This window comes from Coprococcus sp. LG101-27, assembly GCF_027695515.1.
Lineage (GTDB): Bacteria > Bacillota > Clostridia > Lachnospirales > Lachnospiraceae > Allocoprococcus > Allocoprococcus comes.
The window spans coordinates 409,603-430,502 of record NZ_JAQEUJ010000001.1 but is presented as its reverse complement, the minus strand read 5'-3'; the positions used below and the strand labels follow the sequence as shown (position 1 = coordinate 430,502).

Genomic DNA, 20,900 nt, shown 5'->3' with positions numbered 1-20,900 from the left:
CCTCCCTGAAACCTTTCTTTTATTGTATCTTTTTTACCGCTAATGTCAATACTTTTCCCCTTGCAAATATCCCCATACTCTGTTAGAGTGATAGTATCAGATTGAAAGGAGAACTGAACAATGGAAAAGGAACATAATCTGCTTGAATCCGATGTTGTCACACTGACACTTGATGACGATGTGGAAATCGAATGCGCCATTATCACAACTTTTAATATGGATTCTACCGAATACATTGCACTTCTTCCGCTTGATGAAGACGGTGGAAATGAGGACGGAGACGTATGGATCTATCGCTTTATCCGTGATACCACAGGCGGCTCCGATCATGATCTTCAGAATATCGAAGATGATGATGAGTATGACCGCGCTGCGGATAAGTTTGATGAATGGCTTGATACACAGGAATTTGAAGGCTTTGATATTGAAGAATAATTATTTTATTCTCTGACCTAAAAGCTCTTCCACAAAACGGGACGGTTTGATACTGTTCCCGTTTTTTTGTGTAATATAGGAAATACAGAGATTATTCTTCGCACGGGTTAATGCTACATAAAAAAGTCTTCTCTCTTCTTCAATCTCGTCTTTCTTTTCTGCCTTCTGATGCGGAATCTCACCCTCATTGGCATGGATCACAAATACATCCTCAAATTCCAGTCCTTTCGCTGAATGGATCGTCATCAGCTGTACCTTATTCTCCCGCTCTCCTTTGATCTTCCTTGCCTTTGCCTGCTGTTCTTCCAGCTCCTGCGTATATTTTGCAATATGGATTTCCCATTCATCATAGGATTTGAAGTTTTTACTCCTCTCCTCAAGCTCTGCCATCACATCCATCAGCTGCTTCCACGAAATCTGATGTTTTTCGGCATATTCCTTCAGAAAATCATCATATCCGATCTTTTTCCGGATATACTGGATTGCCGCATAAGGTGCCATATTCTTCATCATACGGACATCCACATCAAACTGGTCAATAATATCCAGCATCCAGTCCTTATCGCAATAAAATTTACGCAGATCCTCAAAATTTACCTGCCGGTTCTCCATACTGTTCCGTGCCAGATACCTGAGTGGTCGGTTACAGATTGTCAGGAAAAGCGACCTGTCCCGCTTTCCTGCTGCCAACTGCAGATATGCCATCATATCTTTTACAATAAAATGCCTGTAAAAATTTGTCACATAATCTCGCATTTCAAACGGGATACGGTGTTCGCTTAATATTTCCGAAATCATTCGCGCCTGGACTGCTGCCCGGAAAAGTACAGCAATTTCTCCCGGCTTTATTCCCTGGTCCAGTTTTTTCTGGATCTCTTCCGTTACATACTGCGCCTCTTCCTGTTCATCCAGGACTTCCTGCACATGAACATTCTGTCCTCTTCCCCGAAATGACTGTACACGCTTATAAAAACGGGTATCATTATGCAAAATCACTCTTGCCGCTGCTCCGGTAATAAATTCGGTAGAACGATAATTCACCGTCAGCGAAATGGTCCGAAGTGACGGGAATTCCTGCTTCATATAAAGCATCAGCTCCGGCTTTGCTCCACGAAATCCATAAATGGACTGATCATCATCCCCGACTACAAACAAATTGTACCTCGGTGCTGCAAGCATCCGGATCACTTCATACTGCACACGGTTGATATCCTGGAATTCATCGATCAGGATATACTGGAAACGCTTCTGCCATCCTTGCAGAATCTCCGGCTTTTTCCGGAAAAGTGCATAACACTGTACCAACATATCATCAAAATCAAATTTTTTCAGTTCTTTTTTCTGATGCTCATAGCTGCGGAACACTTCTGCAAACTCATCTTGTGTAAGATACTTACTGTGAAAATCTTTCAGATGACAAAGTCCGTTCTTTACCATGCCGACTTCCCGCAGAAGTTCTCTCACCAGTTCCTCTTCATCTTCTACCTCAGGTGTTGATTCGATATCGGTCTGGTCTAAGACCTCCTGTAAAAGTACAGAGGACTCTTTTTCAGGCATCAGATTATTCGCACCAATCCCATAGGCACATTTTAGAATCCCATAAAAAATACTGTGAAAGGTCCCAAACGTTACCGGATAATTTTTTCCGGCAGTCAGCCTTTCAAAACGTTCTTTCATTTCACGTGCTGCATATCTTGTAAAAGTAATTACAAGAATCTGATCCGGGCGTACTCCGCTCTCCTCAATCAGATAACGGGTACGTTCTGTGACAATAAGCGTCTTTCCCGAACCCGGAGGTGCCAGCACCATACACGGTCCATTCCCGTGCTTTATCGCTTCATCCTGTCCTCTGTTTAGTTTCATGAACTCCCCTTCTCATATGTAATACAACAGAACGGATTCCTCTTCCGCATTACGCGAAAAAAGAAATCCGTCCCCCATGCATACTTTTATATCTGTATATTATCTGCTTAATAATTCTATTGCATTCTTGATTCTTTCTACAGATTCTGCCTTACCAAGAACTTCCATGATCTCAGTCGCTCCACCCGGAGTATTCTGCTTTCCTGAAACTGCAGTTCTTACCGGCCACATCACATATCCGTTCTTATAACCTTTTTCTTCTGCAAATCCCTTCAGCAGCCCGAATAATGCGTCATTACTGTAATCATCCCATGCTTCCAGTCTTGGAAGAATTTCTTTTAATACTTCCAGAGAAGTCTCTTCGTTAGTCTTCATCTTCTTATGGCAATACATTGCAGTATCATATTCCGGAACAGCTTCAAAGAAATCAATCTGGTCTTTGATATCAGGAAGGATTTCGATACGGCTCTTGATCAGAGACGCAATCTTTTTCAGATCATAATCCTTTGTGATCACTTTCTTGATATACGGCTCTGCAAGTTCATAGAATTTATCAAAATCCATAGCCTTCAGATATTCCCCGTTCATCCACTTCAGCTTATTGATATCAAATACAGCCGGTGATTTGCTCATATGATGATAGTCAAATGCTTCAACAAGTTCCGGCAGTGAGAAGATCTCTCTGTTATCCTGCGGACACCATCCAAGAAGTGCCACATAATTTACAATTGCTTCACTTACAAATCCCTGATCCAGAAGATCTTCGTAAGAAGAATGTCCACATCTCTTGCTGAGCTTTTTGTGGTTCTCATCTGTAATCAGCGGGCAATGTACATAGACCGGTACTTCCCATCCAAATGCTTCGTAAAGACGGTTGTACTTCGGTGCTGAAGAAAGATATTCATTCCCTCGGACAACGTGTGTAATATTCATCAAATGATCATCAATAACGTTCGCAAAATTATAGGTCGGATATCCGTCTGATTTGATCAGGATCATATCATCCAGTTCCGCATTCGGAACGGTAATATCTCCATAAATTTCATCATGGAAAGTTGTGGTTCCCTCTGTCGGCATATTGATACGGACAACATATGGCTTTCCGGCTGCAAGGTTTGCTTCTATCTCTTCTTTACTCAGATGCAGACAATGCTTGTCATAATTCACAATCTGTGTTCCATCCTCTGATACAGAAGTCTTCAAAGATTCCAGACGTTCTTTATCACAGAAACAGTAGTATGCATCTCCCTGTTCAATTAACTGCTTAGCATACTTCATGTAAATTCCTGAAGCCTGTCTTTCACTCTGAACGTATGGTCCGACACCGCCATCTTTATCTGGGCCTTCATCATGAACAAGGCCTGTCTTCTCCAGTGTTCTGTAAATAATATCCAATGCACCTTCTACATATCTTTCCTGATCTGTATCTTCAATACGGAGCATAAAATCTCCGCCTTCATGTTTTGCGATCAGGTATGCATATAATGCAGTACGCAAATTACCGACATGCATTCTACCTGTCGGACTCGGTGCAAATCTTGTTCTGACTTTTTTCATTTTAGTGTTCCTCTCTTTAACTTCTGTTTTATTTTCACTGTGAAAATAAACTATTCACAGTTCTCTATGACATTCAAATATATGTTCATCTTTATAATACTAACACATTCCCTTTTTTACTTCAAGCATTCCGAAGCCACTATTTTTCCCGTTTTTCTGTATTTTGCGGTTTCTCAGCTCCAGGAACGATCTTTCGGACATACTTCATGGAATTCTGCTTCCACTCACTCTTCTGAAAAGCCTGGAAAAAGGTATCCACGACAAAAATTGCAAGAGAGATCACGCCTGCGATCTCCAATGTCTGGATCAGATAAAATTCGGACATCGCCTCGTTCCCGTCGATCAGATAATGAACCGTCTGGTACATCCCGTTTCCGGGAACAGTCGGAAGAACCCCGGCAATCAGAAACAACGTAACCGGTGTCTTATAAACTCTCGCAAAAATATGCGAAACAACCGCAGCTGCAACTGCTGAATATAAAGATGCCATCACATCTCCCCTGCCAAAATGTATTGCAAGCAGATAAACAAATCCACCAATTGCTCCTACAATACCAGCCTGAAGAACAAAGCGGCGCGGAACCTGAAGGAGAACCGCAAAACTGTAAATAGATAAAAACGCTCCAAATACCCGGATGATCATTTCAAAAACAGTACTGTTCATTTTTTGCTCTCCTTCCTGCTAAAAAATCTTTGCGCAAAGCGCCAGCCCAATACCAATTCCAATTGCAATCCCAAGTGCTTTTAAGAAAGCTTCCATCACTCTTGCACCACCGGAAAGATAATCCCCCCGCAAGGTATCCCTGACAGCATTGGTGATTGCCATTCCCGGTACAAGAGGCATGAAACTTCCTATCATAACAGTATCCATATTCATCTGATCACCCAGACCTTCTTTTAGAAGGCAGCAGGCAAACGCAACACCAAATCCTGCGAAAATATCCTGAATAAATGGGTGAAATTTCAGATCCTGTCCCGCTGATACAAAGGCAACAAGAAAAAGTCCTACAACGATGGCTGCCCCGGTATCTGCAATGGATCCACCAAAAAAAATTGTAAATCCCACACCAACCCCCATCATTGCCAGGTTAGTTGTCTTGCGGCTGAACTCGAACTGTTTTAACGTCGAAAGCTTCTCATATGCCTGCTCTAGTGTCAGATCATCTCCACAATACTGCCTGGAAATCTCATTAACATTTACGACGAGCTTTAGATTGGTATCCCGTTCTTCTACTCTCTTTGTAACAGTAACTGCCTTTTCGTTCTCCAGTTTGATCGTCGCGGAAATTCCGGTCATGATCACCAGAACTTCTGCCATCTCGATGTGATCCGCCGTCTTCAGTATATGATGCATGGTATCTTCCACACGATACGTTTCCGCTCCACTTCGCAGCATTATTTCACCGGCAAGCATCGCCGTTTTCAGTAATAATTGCGTATCCATGACTTTCTCCCTCTCACTTTTTCGGATTTATAACTGTCATGATACTATTTCCTATTCTAAAAATCAACCAAAAATTTTTCGTCCACAAAACAGTACAATCATTACCGTTCACAGTATCTGTGACAAATAATGTATAATCTTTCTGCAAAAACAGTTTTTCGCAAGGAAAAAGGCTTCCCGGTCTTATGACCGGAAAGCCCATCTTCCTGAATTAGAGTGAGAGTGTTTATAAAAAGGCAGATTTTATTAGTTAATATATCCGCTCTTTTTCAGTTCTTCCTCAGCTTTTGCGAGGTTTGCGTCTGATACACGGATGATTGGTCCTGTGCATCCCATTCCGCTTTCTGCGTAAATGCCGAGTTTCCACAGTACTTTAACTGCGTCTTCCAGATCCATAACTTCAATTCCAGGGATCTGTGCTGTTACGATTTCCTTCGGTGGCTCTTTAACTTCTTCTTCAGCCACTGCCGGTTTCTGTGATGCTTTATGTTCATCCAGGATTTCTTTTAATCCTGCTTTCTTAACAGCTGCAAATTCTTCTTTTGCTACCTCAAATACTTTTCCTCTTACCAGCTGCGCTGCGTAACGGATCGCATTTGCGATAACCGGTGCTCCGGATGCTCTGGATACGATCATAACAAGCTGTTCATATCCTTCTCCGATTCCAGGTCCGTATCCGAATCCTGTTGCTTCAAAGCTTCCACCTGTTGTGAAAGAAGAAAGCATCTTCACCATGATATTTCCGGTAAGGGAATCTGTTACCATGATGTCCGGGGATGCCTGAAGGACGTCATTTCCTCTCATAACGCATCCGCCATCTGCTCTTCCTGATTCTGCAAATTCGATCGGATACCCGTTCTCCTGCAGTTTCTTCAGAGCTTTCTCTGTCTGACGTGCACCGTCTACATTCAGGATACCAACGGTCGGATTCTTCTTACCACAAGCTTTTGCAGCGATGATTCCGTAGATCGCATTTTTGATCATTCCTTCAATACGGTCTGTGCTGGATGTTCCTGTTGTATTAGCGATGAACATTTCTTTTGCAGTTGCCGGTGTTACACAGCGTCCTACTGTAGATACACCGATCGGGAATGGGAAGTGCATGGTTACTGCTGCATCTACTTCTCCATTCTTCAGCATTTCTTCCATCTTATCATGACCTTCTTCATCGTTAGCCACTTTAACAGTTGTAACGCCTTCTGCTTCTAATGTTCCGATATAATATACATCAATTCCGTCTTTTGCCGCTTCAATTGCCGCTGCCATAGAGTTTTCTTCTCCATGTTCGCTTCCCATTCCGGTCAGTGCAACTTTCGGGCGCTTTCCGAAGCTTCCTGTCTCCAGTCCCTGCGCCATCTCCATAAAGGTGTCGGCAATCATTCTTTCAATTCCATTTGCCATTTTGTTTGTCCACCTTTCTTATTCTTCTGTTGCCATTAATGATGCTGCAAAATCTTTCATTGCTTTTGCGATCAGTCCTTTTACTTCTTCTTCTGATACGCCGCTGTTATCTTCTGCACCAGTATTTGCCTGGATTACGAAAGATACACCGTCGAAGAGGTTGGTCATACGTCCAAGGAACAGACTTCCTTTTCCGATGATCATGGCTTTATTGATCTTTCCTGCAAGGATATCTTCTCTTGCAAATCCGATGTACGGTACACCTGAAGGAATATGTCCCTGAGTCGGAGCCCATCCTGTCAGTCCGTGTTCTCCTGCAAAACTTGCAAGTTCTTTTCTATCAAGTTCGCCTCTCTTAACTGCGAGAGCTGCAATCATCTTGTAGTTAGCAAGCGGTACATCTCCAGCTCCTGCCGGTTTTGTGATATCCGGGTTCTGCATTTCCGGAGAGAATTTATCGATATCTGTGATCTTAAGTCCTGCTCTTTCCAGTGGATCAGCTACAAGGCTTCCGATTACGTTCTGCGGAGCACTTCCTGTTCCTACTGTATGGCGTCCAAGGATATCCAGGTTGATTTCCGGGTTTACGCCATCGTTTTCTGCGATGATTACACAGAATCCACCAAGGCAGTCTTCCAGGATCGGAAGGCCTTTCTTTACATGGTCTTTACCGTTCATACCAAGTTTTGCTGTACAACCACCAGCTGTTACAGCTACACATTTGTATGCGCCTGATTTTACGAGAGCTGCTGCTTCGATCAGTGCGTGAGATGGTCCGGCACAGAATCCACGTGAGTCAGAACCTGTTGCGTTCAGAAGTCCTGCAACTTCAGCTGCTGCTTTTGCGAAGTTACCGCCACCACGCTGGTTCATATCACCACAAGCTTCTTCTGCACAGTCGATGACATACTCAACGTCTGTCTTTTCGATTCCTGCGTTTCTTACACCATAGAGGAGGGCGAGCACGCTGGATGCCTTACTCATAATGTTTTCATGCATAACATGAGCTGAAAGGTTTGCATCAATGTCATGCGCTCTCTTTACACAGCCTACCAGTTTGTTTTCATGATACAGACCTTCAGCATGCTCTTCATTTACAAAATGTTCGATTTCTGAGATTTCAAATCCCTCGATTACTTTTTCTACGATATCATCTGTGATGATCGGATCTGCTGCAAATTTCTCCTTTGTAGCTGCTACAAATCCTTTCTCAAGCATAACAACTTCGAACATATCGCAAGCCTGAGCTAAAAGAAGGAATTCGTCTTCCGGCATGATTTCACCGTATTTTCCGTAACGCTCTGCGCCTTCTTTTACTTTGTCGTAGTATGGAAATTCAACCTGGGCAAGATCGTCCGGTGTTGCATTTCCGATATATACCTGATTCGGCCAATAATTTACACATGTTTCATATGACCGAAGATGATCTCTAAGTTCTTTTAAATATTCTGATTCCGGATTAACAACTCTTTCTGTTGTCTGTGTTGTTCCGTTGTAAACTACCATTTCCGGGGTATGTACAAGTACATATCCTGCTCCTTTAATTACACTGTTCATCGCTGGTTTCCACCTTTCCTGACATTCTCTTTTTACGAATGTCACCATCATTCATTTCTCCGTGATATGCGCGTATAATCTACCTGCCTGATTTAAAAGAATTTTGGCAGAATGCGCTAAACAAGCTTTTCATCAGAAGTGTATCACTGGCACACTTCTGATCTGCTAGGCAACTCACTAATGCAACACCAGCACGTTCCCGATATGCCTGGCAATAAAACAGGCGACAGGAAGAATCCTGCCGCCTGTACCTCTATCTCAGATATTCCGCTTTGAAGGTATACCTCTCTTTATCTTAGAGGTATTTGCAATATTCGTCGCGGATTGCTGACATTTCGTCTACGATATCATCAACATCAAGGACCATTTCCATCATGCCTACCTGTTCATCGTAAACAGCCGGGTCAAATTCTTCTTTTAACTCTGGTTCACATACGTGATAAGTTGTGAGTCCAAGCTGGACCCCTGTCAACGGACCTGCGAATGTCGGGTCTCCTGCTGTAACGGTTTCTGCAGCAAGTCCTGCTGCTTCTCCCTCAGCTGCGCCTACGATTACGACTACGTTTTCCGGGCCGTACTCCTCAGCAAATTCTTTTACCCTTTTCTGATTCTCCAGATCCATTGCGCCTGCGCTAGTTCAGACGAAACATTCTGTTGAAGAAAAAACTACATCTCCGCCAGCTGTCTTTACGCATTCTGCGATTGCTGGTCCCGGTACACCGTCACGGTCACCGATAATAACAACTTTTTTATCTTTTAAAATTGCCATGATGTCTTTTCCTCCTTCCTTTCTTTTAAAATTTTGTTTTGTTAATAGTTTTACACGCTTTACGCGATTATATATTGTGAGCACACAGACAGCTCTTTGCCGCCTGTGCGCGGCTCACCGAATTAAATTGGTTTAATGATTAGATATATTTCTTAATCATTGCTTCGATGCTTTCCTGTGTAGCATCATCTTTTACTACTTCTTCTACTTTTTCGCCATCTTTGTAAATAGCCATAACCGGAAGTCCAAGGATCTTCTGTCCGATAGCAAGACGACGAGCTTTTGTTGTATTCAGAGATGTGAATTTGATCTTATCTCCGTATTTATCTGCCATTTCGTGTACGAACGGCATCAGAGCCTGGCACGGAACACATCCATCACCAAAGAAATCTACGAATACATAACCTTCTGCTTTTAAGACTTCGTCTTCGAATGTTTTCTTATCTACTTCTAACATGTCAAATGTCCTCCTCACTCTATTAAAAAGTGTTTATTATTTTAATTCGTTAATATACTTTTCTGCCTGTGTAGCTGCGATTGCTCCATCAGCTGCAGCTGTAACAACCTGTCTTAAGCTCTTAACGCGGATATCGCCTGCTGCGAATACGCCTGGGATATTAGTGTGCATATCTGCATCTGTCGGAATATATCCTCTTTCATCCATCTCAAGACCTGTTCCTTCATAGATCTTTGAGTTTGGAAGTGTTCCGATAAATCCGAATACACCAAACATTCCGTCATCTTCATCAGCTACGATCTTAGTGAGTTCACCTGTTTTCACATTTTTAACAGTCATCTCAGAAAGGATTCCGTCACCGCCAACTTCTTCTACAACCGTATCCCACATAAAGTGAAGTTTTTCGTTCTTGAAAGCTTTTTCCTGGATGGATTTTGCTGCACGAAGCTCATCACGTCTGTGAATAATGGTAACTTTTCTTGCAAATTTTGTAAGGTACATAGCTTCTTCTACAGCAGAGTCTCCTCCACCTACTACGTATACTTCAAAATCTTCAAAGAAGTTTGCATCACAGGTAGCGCAGTAAGAAACGCCCTTGCCCATGAACTCTTTTTCACCTTTGCATCCGATCGGTCTTGCAAAAGCTCCGGTTGCGATGATAACCGTCTTTGACTGATATTCAGCCTTCGCACTCTTCAGTACTTTGATATCGCCGTCCAGGTGTACTTCGTTAATTACATCTGAGGCTCTCTCAACGCCGAATTTTTCACACTGCTGTGTCATTCTTGCGATAAGAGAAGGACCGCTTTCCCCTTCTACGATCTGTCCAGGATAATTTTCGATGTCATCTGTGATTGCGATCTGTCCGCCATCTTTACCTTTCTCAATAACCAGTGTTGAAAGACGGCTTCTTCCTGCGTACAGACCTGCAGCTAAGCCTGCAGGTCCCGCACCCAGGACGATCACGTCATAAACTTTGCTCATAACGTTCTCTCCTTTTTTAATAAAATTACATGACCTTCTAACTAAGATTTAGTTGTCAAAGATTGTCTGTCCGTCTACTTCTGTTGTAAGAGCTTTCAGAGCTTTTTCAACAAGGCCCTTACGAAGAGCATACTCTTCATCTTTTTCAAGAGCCGGATTTCCAAGTGGATGAGGAATAGCAATCGTAGGAACGATTCTGTTCGCACCAACTGTCATGGAAATCGGAGTTACTGTACACATATGAACTACCGGGAGTCCAGCTGCTTCAATTGCTTTTACCATTGTTGCACCGCAACGTGTACAGGTACCTCAAGTAGAGGTCATGATAACTGCGTCAACACCGTCTGCTATAAGTTTCTGAGCATATTCCTCAGCGAAAGCTTTTGCAGAAGCTACGGCTGTACCGTTACCAACTGTTGTATAGAATTTGTTGTGAAGTTTTCCGATAACGCCTTCTTTTTCGAATTCACGCATAACGTCTACAGGAAGTACACGGTCTGCATCTTCGTTTGCATATACCGGATCATATCCACCATGAGCTGTTTCGTATGTATCTTCTGTAAGATCCATAACGCCTGTGATGTCATATTCTCCGTAGTGAGAAGCATTTGAACTTTCGATGTGGTCCGGATTTCCTTTCGGAACGATTCCACCTGAAGTACAAAGTGCGATTGTAGCCTTGCTAAGATCTTTGATAGCTGGCTGTGGATCAACACGGTCGAATGTTGGCATTGGATACTCTGTCTCAAACGGCTTGTCTGCCAGTTTCTTAAGGAGCATCTTAACAGCTCTCTTAGATCCACGTTCTTTTTCGAAGAAGTTTACACGAACTCCGTTCGGCATGTAACCTTCCTGGCAAGAAGCACCGATTTTTTCGCCTTTAGCGATCTTAAGAGCAAGAGGAGCAAGTTTCTTAACTGCATCTCTCATACCAGCTGCGCTGTTCTTTGTAGATACTGTGTAAACTTTGTTCTTGAACATATCAGCACCTGGGTTTTCAACGTACATACCAGTTACTGCCGGGATTCCGAGTTCTTCCTGTACTGCATCACAGATAGTTCCGCATGCAACACCGTAACGTCCAGCATTGAAAGCAGGTCCAGCGATAAAGATATCAGGATTCTGGCTCTTAACCATTTCAAGAATATCAGCTTTTGCTTTGTCAAGGTTTTCATTGAAGTAAGAGTCACCGCAAACGATTGTAGCTACGATCTCTGCTTCTTCTCCAAACTGCTGTGTCAGAGCCTGTCCAGGTCCAACGATTTCGCCTACGCGAAGTTCAGCAGGATAATCAGCTTTTTCTTCTCCACCAATCTGAGCGAAGAACTGATTGATATAATGTACAACTTTAATTTTACTCATTATCTTTACGTCCTCCATTCCTAGCGTGCACTCAGATATCCAAATCCGGTTTCATTTGTAGCACCGGTAATGGCCTGAATTTCAACTTCGATTGTTCCATCTTCACGATGAGAATGTTCATTACCACCAGCAATGATTGTAACGAAATCTTCTGTTCCGATTACTTTATCCATCTTAGGAAGTACGATTACCTGGTTAGCATTTCCACCGGTTACAACTGCGTCTGCAGCCGGATCAGCATCTGCCAGTGACTGAGATTTTCCGTCACGTCCGGCATATTCGTCTGTAATGATTACAGTCTTAACGCCTTCAGCTTCGATCTTCTTGCAGTTCATGATAAGGTCAGTATCCGGGTTACCGAATCCTTCCTGAGATACGATAACTGCATCAAGGTCTAACAGACGGCACATCTTAGCTGTCCAGTCAGATGAACGCATCTTATCAGCAAGGTATACGTTTTCGTTTGTAAGAATCTGGCAAACGAAGTTGATTGTTTTTCCGTGTTCTTCGAACAGGTCATGTACAACCGGGTTGTTTTCATGAACATATGTTGGGTTCTTATCGCAAGCGGATACACAGTTACCAGATACGATAGCTCCGTCCATAACTTCTGTCGGGTTCATGATTGTAGAGAGTGTTCTCTTAGCATCAACACCGTATACATATGTGTCATGGAGAAGTCCCTGGCTCTGAAGCATCTGTACATAAGCAACTCTCGGAAGGTTCGGGAATTTTTCTTTTCCTTCCATGATTCCGTATGTTTCATAAACTTTTGTTTCATCAGGTGTAAGTTCACGAGCAAGTTCTCCAAGGTAAACTGCTACTCTGAATCCAGCAAGACGAACAGCTTTTTCATATTCATGCTGTTTGATTCCTTCAACTGGTTCGCAAACAACTACTAAGTTGTTAAGTTTAGAGAATGGTGTATATTCTGCACCCGGGCCAGACATATCGATGATACCTTCCTGGAATCCCACGATCTTACCAGCTGTTACAACAGCCATTCCTTTTAATGCATATGTCTTACCACTACCTACAGTGTCAACTTTTGCGATAACGCCTGGGAAGACTCCCCCTCTTCCTTCAACTTTAACACGTGGTTCAATAACATCTTTAACCGGAGTGATACGAACGCTTTCACCTGGTTTTGCGATATCAAATTTAACACCTTTGATTTTTTCGTCCTCGAGAACGATTGCCTTTACAGCTTCTTCGTCAACATAAAGAACACCATTTTCGATCTTTGATTCAGATGCGAACTGAATGTCGTTAATAAAAATGTGACCTACTTCTAATTTCACTGTAAATTCCCTCCTTTTTTGAATGTGTTTGTTGTATGCTCAAAAGTACACCAAACCGCATGTACTTCTACAGCCTTTTTTAGCGCCAGCTTTCCGCTGACGGCAGAGCACTTGAGATCAATGTGTAATCTACAAGCTGAAAGTCTGCATAAACCTGAGGTTTATAAAGATCAGACTTAAACTGAAATTTACCGCATGCCTGAATGGCGCTTGCAATGATCTGCATCGCCTGCGCATCCAGACCTTCCGGCGTTTCTGAGAGCATAACCGACTTATATGGAGTCTCATTCGGTTTTACGCTTCCGGACAGCGGATGTGTCAAAAGGCGGTATCCCTGAAAGATCATCTTCTGAACTTTTTTAAGTGTGTCCTCATAAGAAAGTTCTTCGTATTCCACATGATAATCTTCCCCCAGTTTTTCTTTTACCAGTGGATTATTTGTGATAATCATAAATCCAGTATTCATAGCCGCTTCTTCCTTTCGTCCCCTGTCCGTTTATGCGGTCTTTTTTGACTCCCTGTGTCTGAAATACTCCAGATATTTTTTTAACATATATCTGGTATCAAAAAAGGACGCCAAAACAACTTCTCTGTTTTAAACGTCCTTTCTGTCTCCTTGTAAATTCGGTAATTCCGGATTCAGAGTGTAGTACCTTTCCCGATCCTTTTGCCTGAAAGTTTCACCATTCAACGAGCTTTACTGCTCTACGGTTTGCATCTTCGGCGACCATTTATCAAATATCTTTATAAATGATTCTCTCGCAGGAAATATCAACCTACTATCTAATTGACTGCATCTTTTTATTCATTTTGCAGCATCTTTCTTGCTGACATGATTACTATAACACACATTTATACAAAATGCTAGTCTTTTTATAGATTTTTTTGTATATTTCTTATTGTTTTTTTCTATAACTATTTTTCAGTTATTATGTAAATTATCTATTTGCCTTTTTTCTGATTTGGCAGAAAATTATTATAGTAATCGTCATGCGTCTTCTTAACAAGACCACTGAGTGCTACCAGTGCAATCGCATTCGGGATAACCATCATACTGTTAAAGCAGTCTGCCATATTCCACACAAGTTCTACTTCCTGAAGCGATCCAAGCACTACACAGATACATACAATGATTGAGTAAATTTTAACAGCTTTTGCTCCAAACAGATAACGGATGTTTGCTTCACCGAAGAAATACCATCCGATGATCGTTGAGAATGCGAAGAATAACATACAGATCGCGATAAAGATCTCACCGAACTTACCATATAAAGTAGAGAAAGCATACTGGCTAAGTTCTGCGCCTGTAAAACCACTTGTTCTTGATCCTGTTGTAATAATAACAAGTGCTGTCAGGTTAAGAATTACGAATGTATCAATGAACACACCGATCATAGCTACAAAGCCCTGTTCAACCGGATGGTTTACTTTTGCTACTGCATGTGCGTGTGGTGTAGAACCCATACCAGCTTCATTGGAGAAGAGACCTCTTGCCACACCTTTCTGTACTGCAAGCTTCAAGGTTGCGCCCATTGCACCACCTGCTACTGCTGCCGGTTTAAACGCACCGATAATAATGTCATGGAATGCTGCCGGGATTGCTGTAACGTTTGCAAAAATTACGATCAAAGAACCTAATATATAAAATGCTGCCATGATCGGCACGATCAGTTCAGTAACTTTTGCGATTCGCTTCATACCACCTGTGAATACAAACAGGGAAACAACTGCTACAAAAATACCCATTGCAATCTTCGGAATTCCGAATGCAGTGTTCCATGATGCTGCGATCGAGTTAGACTGAACCGCATTGCCCATGAACCCAAGTGCAAAGATTATCAGGACTGCAAAAATAGCTGCCAGAACTTTTCCGAACGTTCCTTTAAATGCCGCTCGTATGTAATATACCGGACCACCTGTTACGGTTCCGTCATCACTGACCTGTTTGAACTTCTGAGCCATAACCGCTTCTGCAAAGATCGTTGACATTCCGAGGAATGCGCTGATCCACATCCAGAAGATTGCTCCCGGACCACCGACTGCAATTGCAGTTGCAGCTCCGGCGATATTACCGGTACCAACCTGAGCAGCGATCGCCGTTGCAAGTGCCTGGAAAGAAGACATTCCGTCTTTTCCGGCATCCCCTTTCTTACTAAAAAGACCTCCAAAGGTTCTGTTCCATCCATCTTTAAAACCACGGATCTGGATAAATCCAAGCTTAAATGTGAACAGCAAGCCAATACCTACAAGTGCTATGATCAGCACCGATCCTGTTAGGACATCATTTACCTTTAATACTAAATCGTTAATACTCATACATTAACCCTCCTTTTTAATAGACATCCCTTATAGTTTTTATCTGTTGAATCTATAATAACCTATTTATAGTTTTTATGCAATATTTTCAGTTAACTTATTTATTTTTTGTGTATTATCACCATGTTATTGCGATAACATAATAAATTTGCTCTAAATAAGTGCCTTTTTTCGCGCTTTTCTATGTTTGTCAAAAACTCAGTTTTCATATTTTTCGTCAAATTGTCTAATTAATGACGATTTAATATCTATACATTTCCATGGGATTTATAGATTCCTTCAGATGAACGCATTAATTCTTTACTATATTGATATTTCAAAGAAGTTAATTTCAGACCATGAAACATAAATAAAAAGCAGGAAACAATCTTCCGTCTTACCCGGAAATCTGCTTCCTGCTCTTCCATTCTGTTTATTCAGTTATTCTATACATTGATCTCTGCTTTTACACCAAGCAGCTCTTTATTTTCATCCAGGATCGGCCGGATCACATTCTCAAGGAATGCTTCGACCTGTTCTTTGGAACGTCCTACATATTTGGATGGATCCATTGTTTTCTGAAGATCTTCCAGACTCAGATTAAATGCATCATCTGACGCGATCAGTTCAAGAAGGTTGTTGTCCAGACCTTTTTCTTTAACATTCTTTCCTGCTTCCATTGAAAGTTCACGGATTCTTTCATGCAGTTCCTGACGGTCTCCACCAGCTTTTACTGCATCCATCATAATATTCTCTGTTGCCATGAACGGAAGTTCAGACATCAGACGTTTTTCAATTACTTTCGGATATACAACCAGTCCGTCAACGACATTCAGGCACAGATCCAGAATACCGTCAATCGCAAGAAAACCTTCCGGTACACTCAGGCGCTTGTTCGCAGAGTCATCCAGAGTACGTTCAAACCACTGTGTAGCAGAAGTGATCGCCGGGTTCAGTGCATCAATCATCACGTAACGGGACAGAGATGCGATTCGTTCGCTTCTCATTGGATTTCTCTTATATGCCATTGCAGAAGATCCGATCTGTGTCTTTTCAAACGGCTCTTCCACTTCTTTCAGATGCTGGAGAAGACGGATGTCATTGGAGAATTTGTGTGCACTTGCTGCAATTCCGGCAAGAACATTCACAACTCTTGTATCCACTTTACGGGAATAGGTCTGTCCGGATACCGGATAGCATGCTTCAAATCCCATCTTCTTAGCAATCATTGGATCGATCTTATCAATGGTCTCCTGATCTCCCTCAAACAGTTCCAGGAAGCTTGCCTGTGTACCGGTTGTTCCTTTTGATCCAAGAAGTTTCAGGCTTCCAAGCACATAATCAAGATCCGCAAGATCCATAGAAAATTCCTGCATCCACAGAGTTGCTCTCTTTCCAACCGTTGTCGGCTGTGCTGGCTGGAAATGAGTAAATGCAAGTGTCGGAAGATCTTTATACTGATCTGCGAACTTTGAAAGTTCATCCAGAACATTAACCAGCTTTTTCTTAACAAGTTTCAGAGCCTCTGCCATGATAATGATATCGGTATTATCACCTACATAACAGGAAGTTGCTCCCAGATGAATGATCCCTTTTGCTTTCGGGCACTGCTGTCCATATGCATATACATGAGACATCACATCATGGCGCACTACTTTTTCACGTGCTTTTGCGACATCATAATTGATATCCTCTGCATGCTCTTTCAGTTCTGCGATCTGTTCATCTGTAATATTGAGCCCCAGCTCTTTTTCTGTCTCTGCAAGTGCGATCCAGAGTTTTCTCCATGTCTTAAATTTCATGTCCGGAGAAAAAATATACTGCATCTCCTTGCTGGCATACCGCTCTGAAAGCGGACTTACATACTTGTCGTATCCCATAGTCTTATCCTCCCTATTCTTCTGACTCAAACGCGTGGGAAATATCTTTTCCCGGAACGCGCATCGGGTAATTTCCTGTAAAACATGCATCGCAGTATCCAAGATCTCCAACCATGTCTTTCAGCTTATCTATTTCCATATATCCAAGAGAATCTGCTCCGATCATTTCACGGATCTGCTCCGTTGTATGTGAATGAGCAATGAGCTGATCATTCGACGGTACATCTGTACCAAAATAACAAGGATGTAAAAACGGCGGCGAACTGATTCTTACATGAACTTCTTTTGCTCCTGCTTTCTTGAGCATCTTGATGATATTTGCACAGGTCGTTCCACGGACGATGGAATCATCTACCATGACAATACGCTTGCCCCGTACAACCTCTTCAATAACATTCAGTTTGATCTTCACACTGGACTCTCTCTGGCTCTGCTTCGGCTTGATAAAGGTTCTTCCTACATAACTGTTCTTGTGGAATGCCATACCGTAAGGGATTCCGGAATATTCCGAATATCCTTTTGCCGCAACCAGTCCGGAATCCGGCACACCGACAACCAGATCGGCCTCTACCGGATAAGACTGTGCAAGAGCCTTTCCTGCAACAATCCTTGCATGATATACATTGATGTTGTCGATCACGCTGTCCATACGTGCAAAATAAATGTACTCAAAAATACAACGTGCCTGCTTTTCAAGTGGAATCTGCATACTTTTGTCCGAAGATACTCCATGCTTTGTAAAGCTGACAATCTCTCCCGGTTCCACGTCACGGATAAAGTCTGCACCAACTGCTGCAAGGGCACAGCTTTCCGATGCCAGGAACCAGGTATTATCTCGCTTGCCGATACAGAGTGGTTTGAGACCAAATGGATCTCTCGCTCCAATCATCTTACGCGGGCTTGATACAACCAGTGCATATGCGCCTTCAATTTTCTTCATTGCATTCCTGACCGCATCCTCTGCCTTTGAAACCTTCAGACGCTCTCTTGCAATATGATAGGCAATCACTTCCGAATCAATCGTTGTCTGGAAGATTGCTCCGGTATATTCCAGTTCATGACGAAGCTCGATCGCATTCGTCAGATTACCATTATGGGCAATCACCAATGTACCTTTCACATAATTCAGAACCAGTGGTTGTGCATTTTCCGCACGAGTTCCCCCTGCTGTCGAATACCGCACATGTCCGACACCAAGGTTTCCCTTTAATTTGCCAAGTTCTTCCTCATCGAATACTTCATTGACAAGTCCTAGTCCCTTTCTGAAATGAACTTTCCGCTTGCCATAGGTATCTGTCACTGCAATTCCGCAGCTTTCCTGCCCTCTGTGCTGAAGGGCAAACAAACCATAGTACACTGACGGCGCAACATCGCCACCATCCATATCATAGGCACCGAATACACCACATTCTTCACCTAAACCAGTCTCTACTCTTTCAAGTTCGCTCATCGTTTTGTCTTCTCCTATTTGTTGTATCCGCTTAATTTTTACATAGAGAGTATAATACATGATTTTCCGAAAATCAATACACAGCCTTGAACTTTCTCCCGTACACTATGCTCTTCTGTACTCTTTTTTCCATTCTTCAAACAATTCCTTTGACGGTTCGATGTTGATATTTTCTCTCACTTTTTCTATCTTTTCTGTAAGTTTGTTGTCAATTTCCAAAAGGATTTCATTGCCCATGACCATCTTCTGATATTCATCCTGCGGCATGTATCTGGAACTTGCATACAGGTAACCTTCGAGCATTTTATTATCTTCACAGATCTTATACGCCTTCTCATACATTCTCGCCGACTCTTCATACAGAAATGCTCTCCCATATGCTCCGGCAAGGCACGCAGACACGCGACCATAAAAACGCTTATCTACTGAATCATCCTTTTCTCCGTTGACGATCGACATGTAAACCAGGATTGCCGATTCCAGTTCTCCACTTTCCATCAGCTTATCTGCTTTGTATTTCTGACGTTCTACTTCTTTCTGGTTCTTGAGTTTCTCCAGAACATTCTGGATGTGTGCCATTTCACCCGGTGTGTAGATTCTGGATTCATGTAGCACAAGAACCACAAATTTCTCCACGGAACCATGATTCCGGATCAGTTCCACCAGCTTTACTGCAAGATCCTGCATTTCCAGTTCATCTGCGATCCATCTGCAGAGCTGCTCATTCATGATCGTATAATCGATCAGATACAGATTGTTGCACAGATAATAACACAGCTCTTCCAGTGTACTGATCCTTGTATGGATCCTCGAAATTTCATAGGGATGTTTTGCCTTTTTCTTATGACAAAGAATTAAACTGCCCATTGCTGCCTCCTAATTCAATGATCTTCTCCAACCGAAATCCTGATGGCGCAAAAAATTCGCCAAATCCCATATCTTCAAAAATAATATGACAGGTCTTTTCATCCGAGAAGAATGTACTAATTTTCAGACGAAGCGCATAGTTTTTCCGGTCCGGCAAACCTTTCAAAGAAACCGACTCCACAAGATGCCTGCCGGTCACCAGAGAATCTACATGGATCTCAATATCCTCTGTATCACCAAGAAGCACCTCGATCTGTCTGTCTGATTCGTACCAGTGATTGCCCCAGGATACCAGTGGGTACCAGCCTTCTTCTCCATTCACGCGCATCCGCACGGAAATCTGCTCGGTCAGTTTTGTCTCATCCAGGTAGACTGGCGCATCTGACTGTTCCTCTTTTCTGCGCTGCGCTGTATAACACGCTCCTTTACTGTACAGATTATTTCCCATAAACGCACGGCGTCCGTTACAGAGAACGCGCAGAGAATTCGGATACCAGTTATTTTCAAATCCATCTCCTGTCAAAAAGACAGAAGAGATCATCTTCTTGTTGAATACACTCTGGATAAAACGTTTAAAATGCTCATCTGCCGCTTTTGCCTTCTCAACATGCAGCACCGGATAAACTGCTTCCAGTTCTTCCATACGTGCATCTGCCACCTTGTCCACCGTCACAAAGCTTTCTCTGCTTTTCTGCGAACTGTTCTTCAGTTCCCGCAACATATATGCCCGGATCACATCCTCGTCACAGTAAAAAAGTGCCGCTTCATACTGCCATAATTCTTTCGGCTGGTTAAACATATAATGACAGAAGCTTTCCTTGTAGTCCTGAACATAAATATTTTCCTTTGCCACTCCGAGTTTCTGTCCGATTCCCTTCAGCAGGACGCGGATGTCTTCGTTTTTCTCCGGGACTGTAAACGTGATGCTTTCAATTTCTTCAAATCCATTCAACGTGTACTTTACAAAATCCGCCAGCAGCTGGACGCCTTCATATTCCTGTCCGTCTACCTCAATTTTCCTATTGCCAAGCGCACACTCCCAGATCCCTTCCACGCAGATACTGTCCCTTACCGTAGACATCCTTCTTGCCTGTCTTCCGTAAGTCCAGGTCTCTTTATAATAGTTCATCACCAGAGGAATCTGATTGTTCTCTTTTTCAATTCCGGTATCCACCGTCTCCGGTTCCTGTGTTTTTTCATTATAATAACTGATCTGACACATCTTTGCATTGATGTCATATCCTATAATACTTCCATGTGTCATGAAGTATTTCCTCC

General features: G+C 42.6%; 18 protein-coding genes and 1 riboswitch. Of the genes, 1 reads left to right on the top strand and 17 read right to left on the bottom strand.

The annotated features are described in order from the left end of the window. Positions 1-120: 120 nt before the first annotated feature. On the top strand, positions 121-435 hold the full coding sequence (locus PG766_RS02085; RefSeq protein WP_008375343.1) for a DUF1292 domain-containing protein: 315 nt from the start codon (positions 121-123) through the stop codon (positions 433-435). Here the strand turns inward: PG766_RS02085 and PG766_RS02080 are convergent, their stop codons facing one another. The 17 genes from PG766_RS02080 to PG766_RS02000 all read right to left on the bottom strand — a co-directional run bounded on the left by PG766_RS02080 (position 436) and on the right by PG766_RS02000 (position 20,886). Beyond that, complete coding sequence (locus PG766_RS02080; RefSeq protein ID WP_118198297.1) at positions 436-2,298, bottom strand: ATP-dependent helicase; 1,863 nt, start codon at positions 2,296-2,298, stop codon at positions 436-438. Between the two features lie 99 nt (positions 2,299-2,397). After that, positions 2,398-3,855, bottom strand: coding sequence for a glutamate--tRNA ligase (gene gltX / locus PG766_RS02075; protein WP_055157834.1), 1,458 nt, complete (start codon positions 3,853-3,855; stop codon positions 2,398-2,400). Positions 3,856-3,994: 139 nt separating this feature from the next. Next, positions 3,995-4,519, bottom strand: coding sequence for a threonine/serine exporter family protein (locus PG766_RS02070; RefSeq protein ID WP_243014312.1), 525 nt, complete (start codon positions 4,517-4,519; stop codon positions 3,995-3,997). Positions 4,520-4,537: 18 nt separating this feature from the next. Further along, positions 4,538-5,299 carry a threonine/serine exporter family protein gene (locus PG766_RS02065; RefSeq protein WP_118198298.1) on the bottom strand — a complete coding sequence of 254 codons (762 nt, stop codon included), beginning with the start codon at positions 5,297-5,299 and terminating at the stop codon, positions 4,538-4,540. 246 nt (positions 5,300-5,545) lie between these two features. Beyond that, entirely contained in the window at positions 5,546-6,700 is a 1,155-nt protein-coding gene (gene grdD, locus PG766_RS02060; RefSeq protein ID WP_117558225.1) for a glycine/sarcosine/betaine reductase complex component C subunit alpha, read from the bottom strand. An 18-nt stretch (positions 6,701-6,718) separates the two neighbouring features. Beyond that, positions 6,719-8,257: a glycine/sarcosine/betaine reductase complex component C subunit beta gene (gene grdC / locus PG766_RS02055; RefSeq protein WP_118198485.1), complete on the bottom strand. Its 1,539-nt coding sequence runs from the start codon at positions 8,255-8,257 to the stop codon at positions 6,719-6,721. A 295-nt stretch (positions 8,258-8,552) separates the two neighbouring features. After that, entirely contained in the window at positions 8,553-9,026 is a 474-nt protein-coding gene (gene grdA, locus PG766_RS02050) for a glycine/sarcosine/betaine reductase complex selenoprotein A (RefSeq protein ID WP_117558227.1), read from the bottom strand. Positions 9,027-9,165: 139 nt separating this feature from the next. Then, a complete protein-coding gene (gene trxA / locus PG766_RS02045) occupies positions 9,166-9,483 on the bottom strand; it encodes a thioredoxin TrxA (RefSeq protein WP_008375313.1) in 318 nt (105 codons plus the stop codon). A 36-nt stretch (positions 9,484-9,519) separates the two neighbouring features. Next, a complete protein-coding gene (gene trxB, locus PG766_RS02040) occupies positions 9,520-10,467 on the bottom strand; it encodes a thioredoxin-disulfide reductase (RefSeq protein WP_008375312.1) in 948 nt (315 codons plus the stop codon). Positions 10,468-10,515: 48 nt separating this feature from the next. Beyond that, positions 10,516-11,829: a glycine reductase complex selenoprotein B gene (gene grdB / locus PG766_RS02035; RefSeq protein ID WP_118198300.1), complete on the bottom strand. Its 1,314-nt coding sequence runs from the start codon at positions 11,827-11,829 to the stop codon at positions 10,516-10,518. Positions 11,830-11,849: 20 nt separating this feature from the next. Further along, positions 11,850-13,130 carry a glycine/sarcosine/betaine reductase component B subunit gene (locus PG766_RS02030; RefSeq protein ID WP_118198301.1) on the bottom strand — a complete coding sequence of 427 codons (1,281 nt, stop codon included), beginning with the start codon at positions 13,128-13,130 and terminating at the stop codon, positions 11,850-11,852. Positions 13,131-13,209: 79 nt separating this feature from the next. Then, the gene (locus tag PG766_RS02025; RefSeq protein ID WP_022220909.1) at positions 13,210-13,596 is read right to left on the bottom strand and encodes a GrdX family protein; all 387 of its coding nucleotides are present in this window, start codon (positions 13,594-13,596) and stop codon (positions 13,210-13,212) included. A 183-nt stretch (positions 13,597-13,779) separates the two neighbouring features. Beyond that, positions 13,780-13,904, bottom strand: a riboswitch (glycine riboswitch). Positions 13,905-14,072: 168 nt separating this feature from the next. Beyond that, a complete protein-coding gene (locus PG766_RS02020; protein WP_118198302.1) occupies positions 14,073-15,446 on the bottom strand; it encodes an alanine/glycine:cation symporter family protein in 1,374 nt (457 codons plus the stop codon). Positions 15,447-15,871: 425 nt separating this feature from the next. Beyond that, on the bottom strand, positions 15,872-17,305 hold the full coding sequence (gene purB, locus PG766_RS02015) for an adenylosuccinate lyase (RefSeq protein WP_117823614.1): 1,434 nt from the start codon (positions 17,303-17,305) through the stop codon (positions 15,872-15,874). 13 nt (positions 17,306-17,318) lie between these two features. Then, positions 17,319-18,755 carry an amidophosphoribosyltransferase gene (purF, locus tag PG766_RS02010; RefSeq protein WP_022220912.1) on the bottom strand — a complete coding sequence of 479 codons (1,437 nt, stop codon included), beginning with the start codon at positions 18,753-18,755 and terminating at the stop codon, positions 17,319-17,321. Positions 18,756-18,860: 105 nt separating this feature from the next. Next, positions 18,861-19,622 (bottom strand): hypothetical protein, encoded by a 762-nt coding sequence (locus PG766_RS02005; protein WP_008375292.1) that lies wholly within the window; start codon positions 19,620-19,622, stop codon positions 18,861-18,863. Further along, positions 19,597-20,886, bottom strand: coding sequence for a DUF5716 family protein (locus tag PG766_RS02000; RefSeq protein ID WP_118198303.1), 1,290 nt, complete (start codon positions 20,884-20,886; stop codon positions 19,597-19,599). Before PG766_RS02000 ends, PG766_RS02005 begins: the two co-directional genes overlap by 26 nt. Positions 20,887-20,900: the final 14 nt, after the last annotated feature.

Coding starts and splice junctions, on each gene's coding strand:
- PG766_RS02085 (WP_008375343.1), top strand. CDS start 121: ATGGAAAAGGAACATAATCTGCTTGAATCCGATGTTGTCACACTGACA.
- PG766_RS02080 (WP_118198297.1), bottom strand. CDS start 2,298: ATGAAACTAAACAGAGGACAGGATGAAGCGATAAAGCACGGGAATGGA.
- gltX (WP_055157834.1), bottom strand. CDS start 3,855: ATGAAAAAAGTCAGAACAAGATTTGCACCGAGTCCGACAGGTAGAATG.
- PG766_RS02070 (WP_243014312.1), bottom strand. CDS start 4,519: ATGAACAGTACTGTTTTTGAAATGATCATCCGGGTATTTGGAGCGTTT.
- PG766_RS02065 (WP_118198298.1), bottom strand. CDS start 5,299: ATGGATACGCAATTATTACTGAAAACGGCGATGCTTGCCGGTGAAATA.
- grdD (WP_117558225.1), bottom strand. CDS start 6,700: ATGGCAAATGGAATTGAAAGAATGATTGCCGACACCTTTATGGAGATG.
- grdC (WP_118198485.1), bottom strand. CDS start 8,257: ATGAACAGTGTAATTAAAGGAGCAGGATATGTACTTGTACATACCCCG.
- trxA (WP_008375313.1), bottom strand. CDS start 9,483: ATGTTAGAAGTAGATAAGAAAACATTCGAAGACGAAGTCTTAAAAGCA.
- trxB (WP_008375312.1), bottom strand. CDS start 10,467: ATGAGCAAAGTTTATGACGTGATCGTCCTGGGTGCGGGACCTGCAGGC.
- PG766_RS02025 (WP_022220909.1), bottom strand. CDS start 13,596: ATGAATACTGGATTTATGATTATCACAAATAATCCACTGGTAAAAGAA.
- PG766_RS02020 (WP_118198302.1), bottom strand. CDS start 15,446: ATGAGTATTAACGATTTAGTATTAAAGGTAAATGATGTCCTAACAGGA.
- purB (WP_117823614.1), bottom strand. CDS start 17,305: ATGGGATACGACAAGTATGTAAGTCCGCTTTCAGAGCGGTATGCCAGC.
- purF (WP_022220912.1), bottom strand. CDS start 18,755: ATGAGCGAACTTGAAAGAGTAGAGACTGGTTTAGGTGAAGAATGTGGT.
- PG766_RS02005 (WP_008375292.1), bottom strand. CDS start 19,622: ATGGGCAGTTTAATTCTTTGTCATAAGAAAAAGGCAAAACATCCCTAT.
- PG766_RS02000 (WP_118198303.1), bottom strand. CDS start 20,886: ATGACACATGGAAGTATTATAGGATATGACATCAATGCAAAGATGTGT.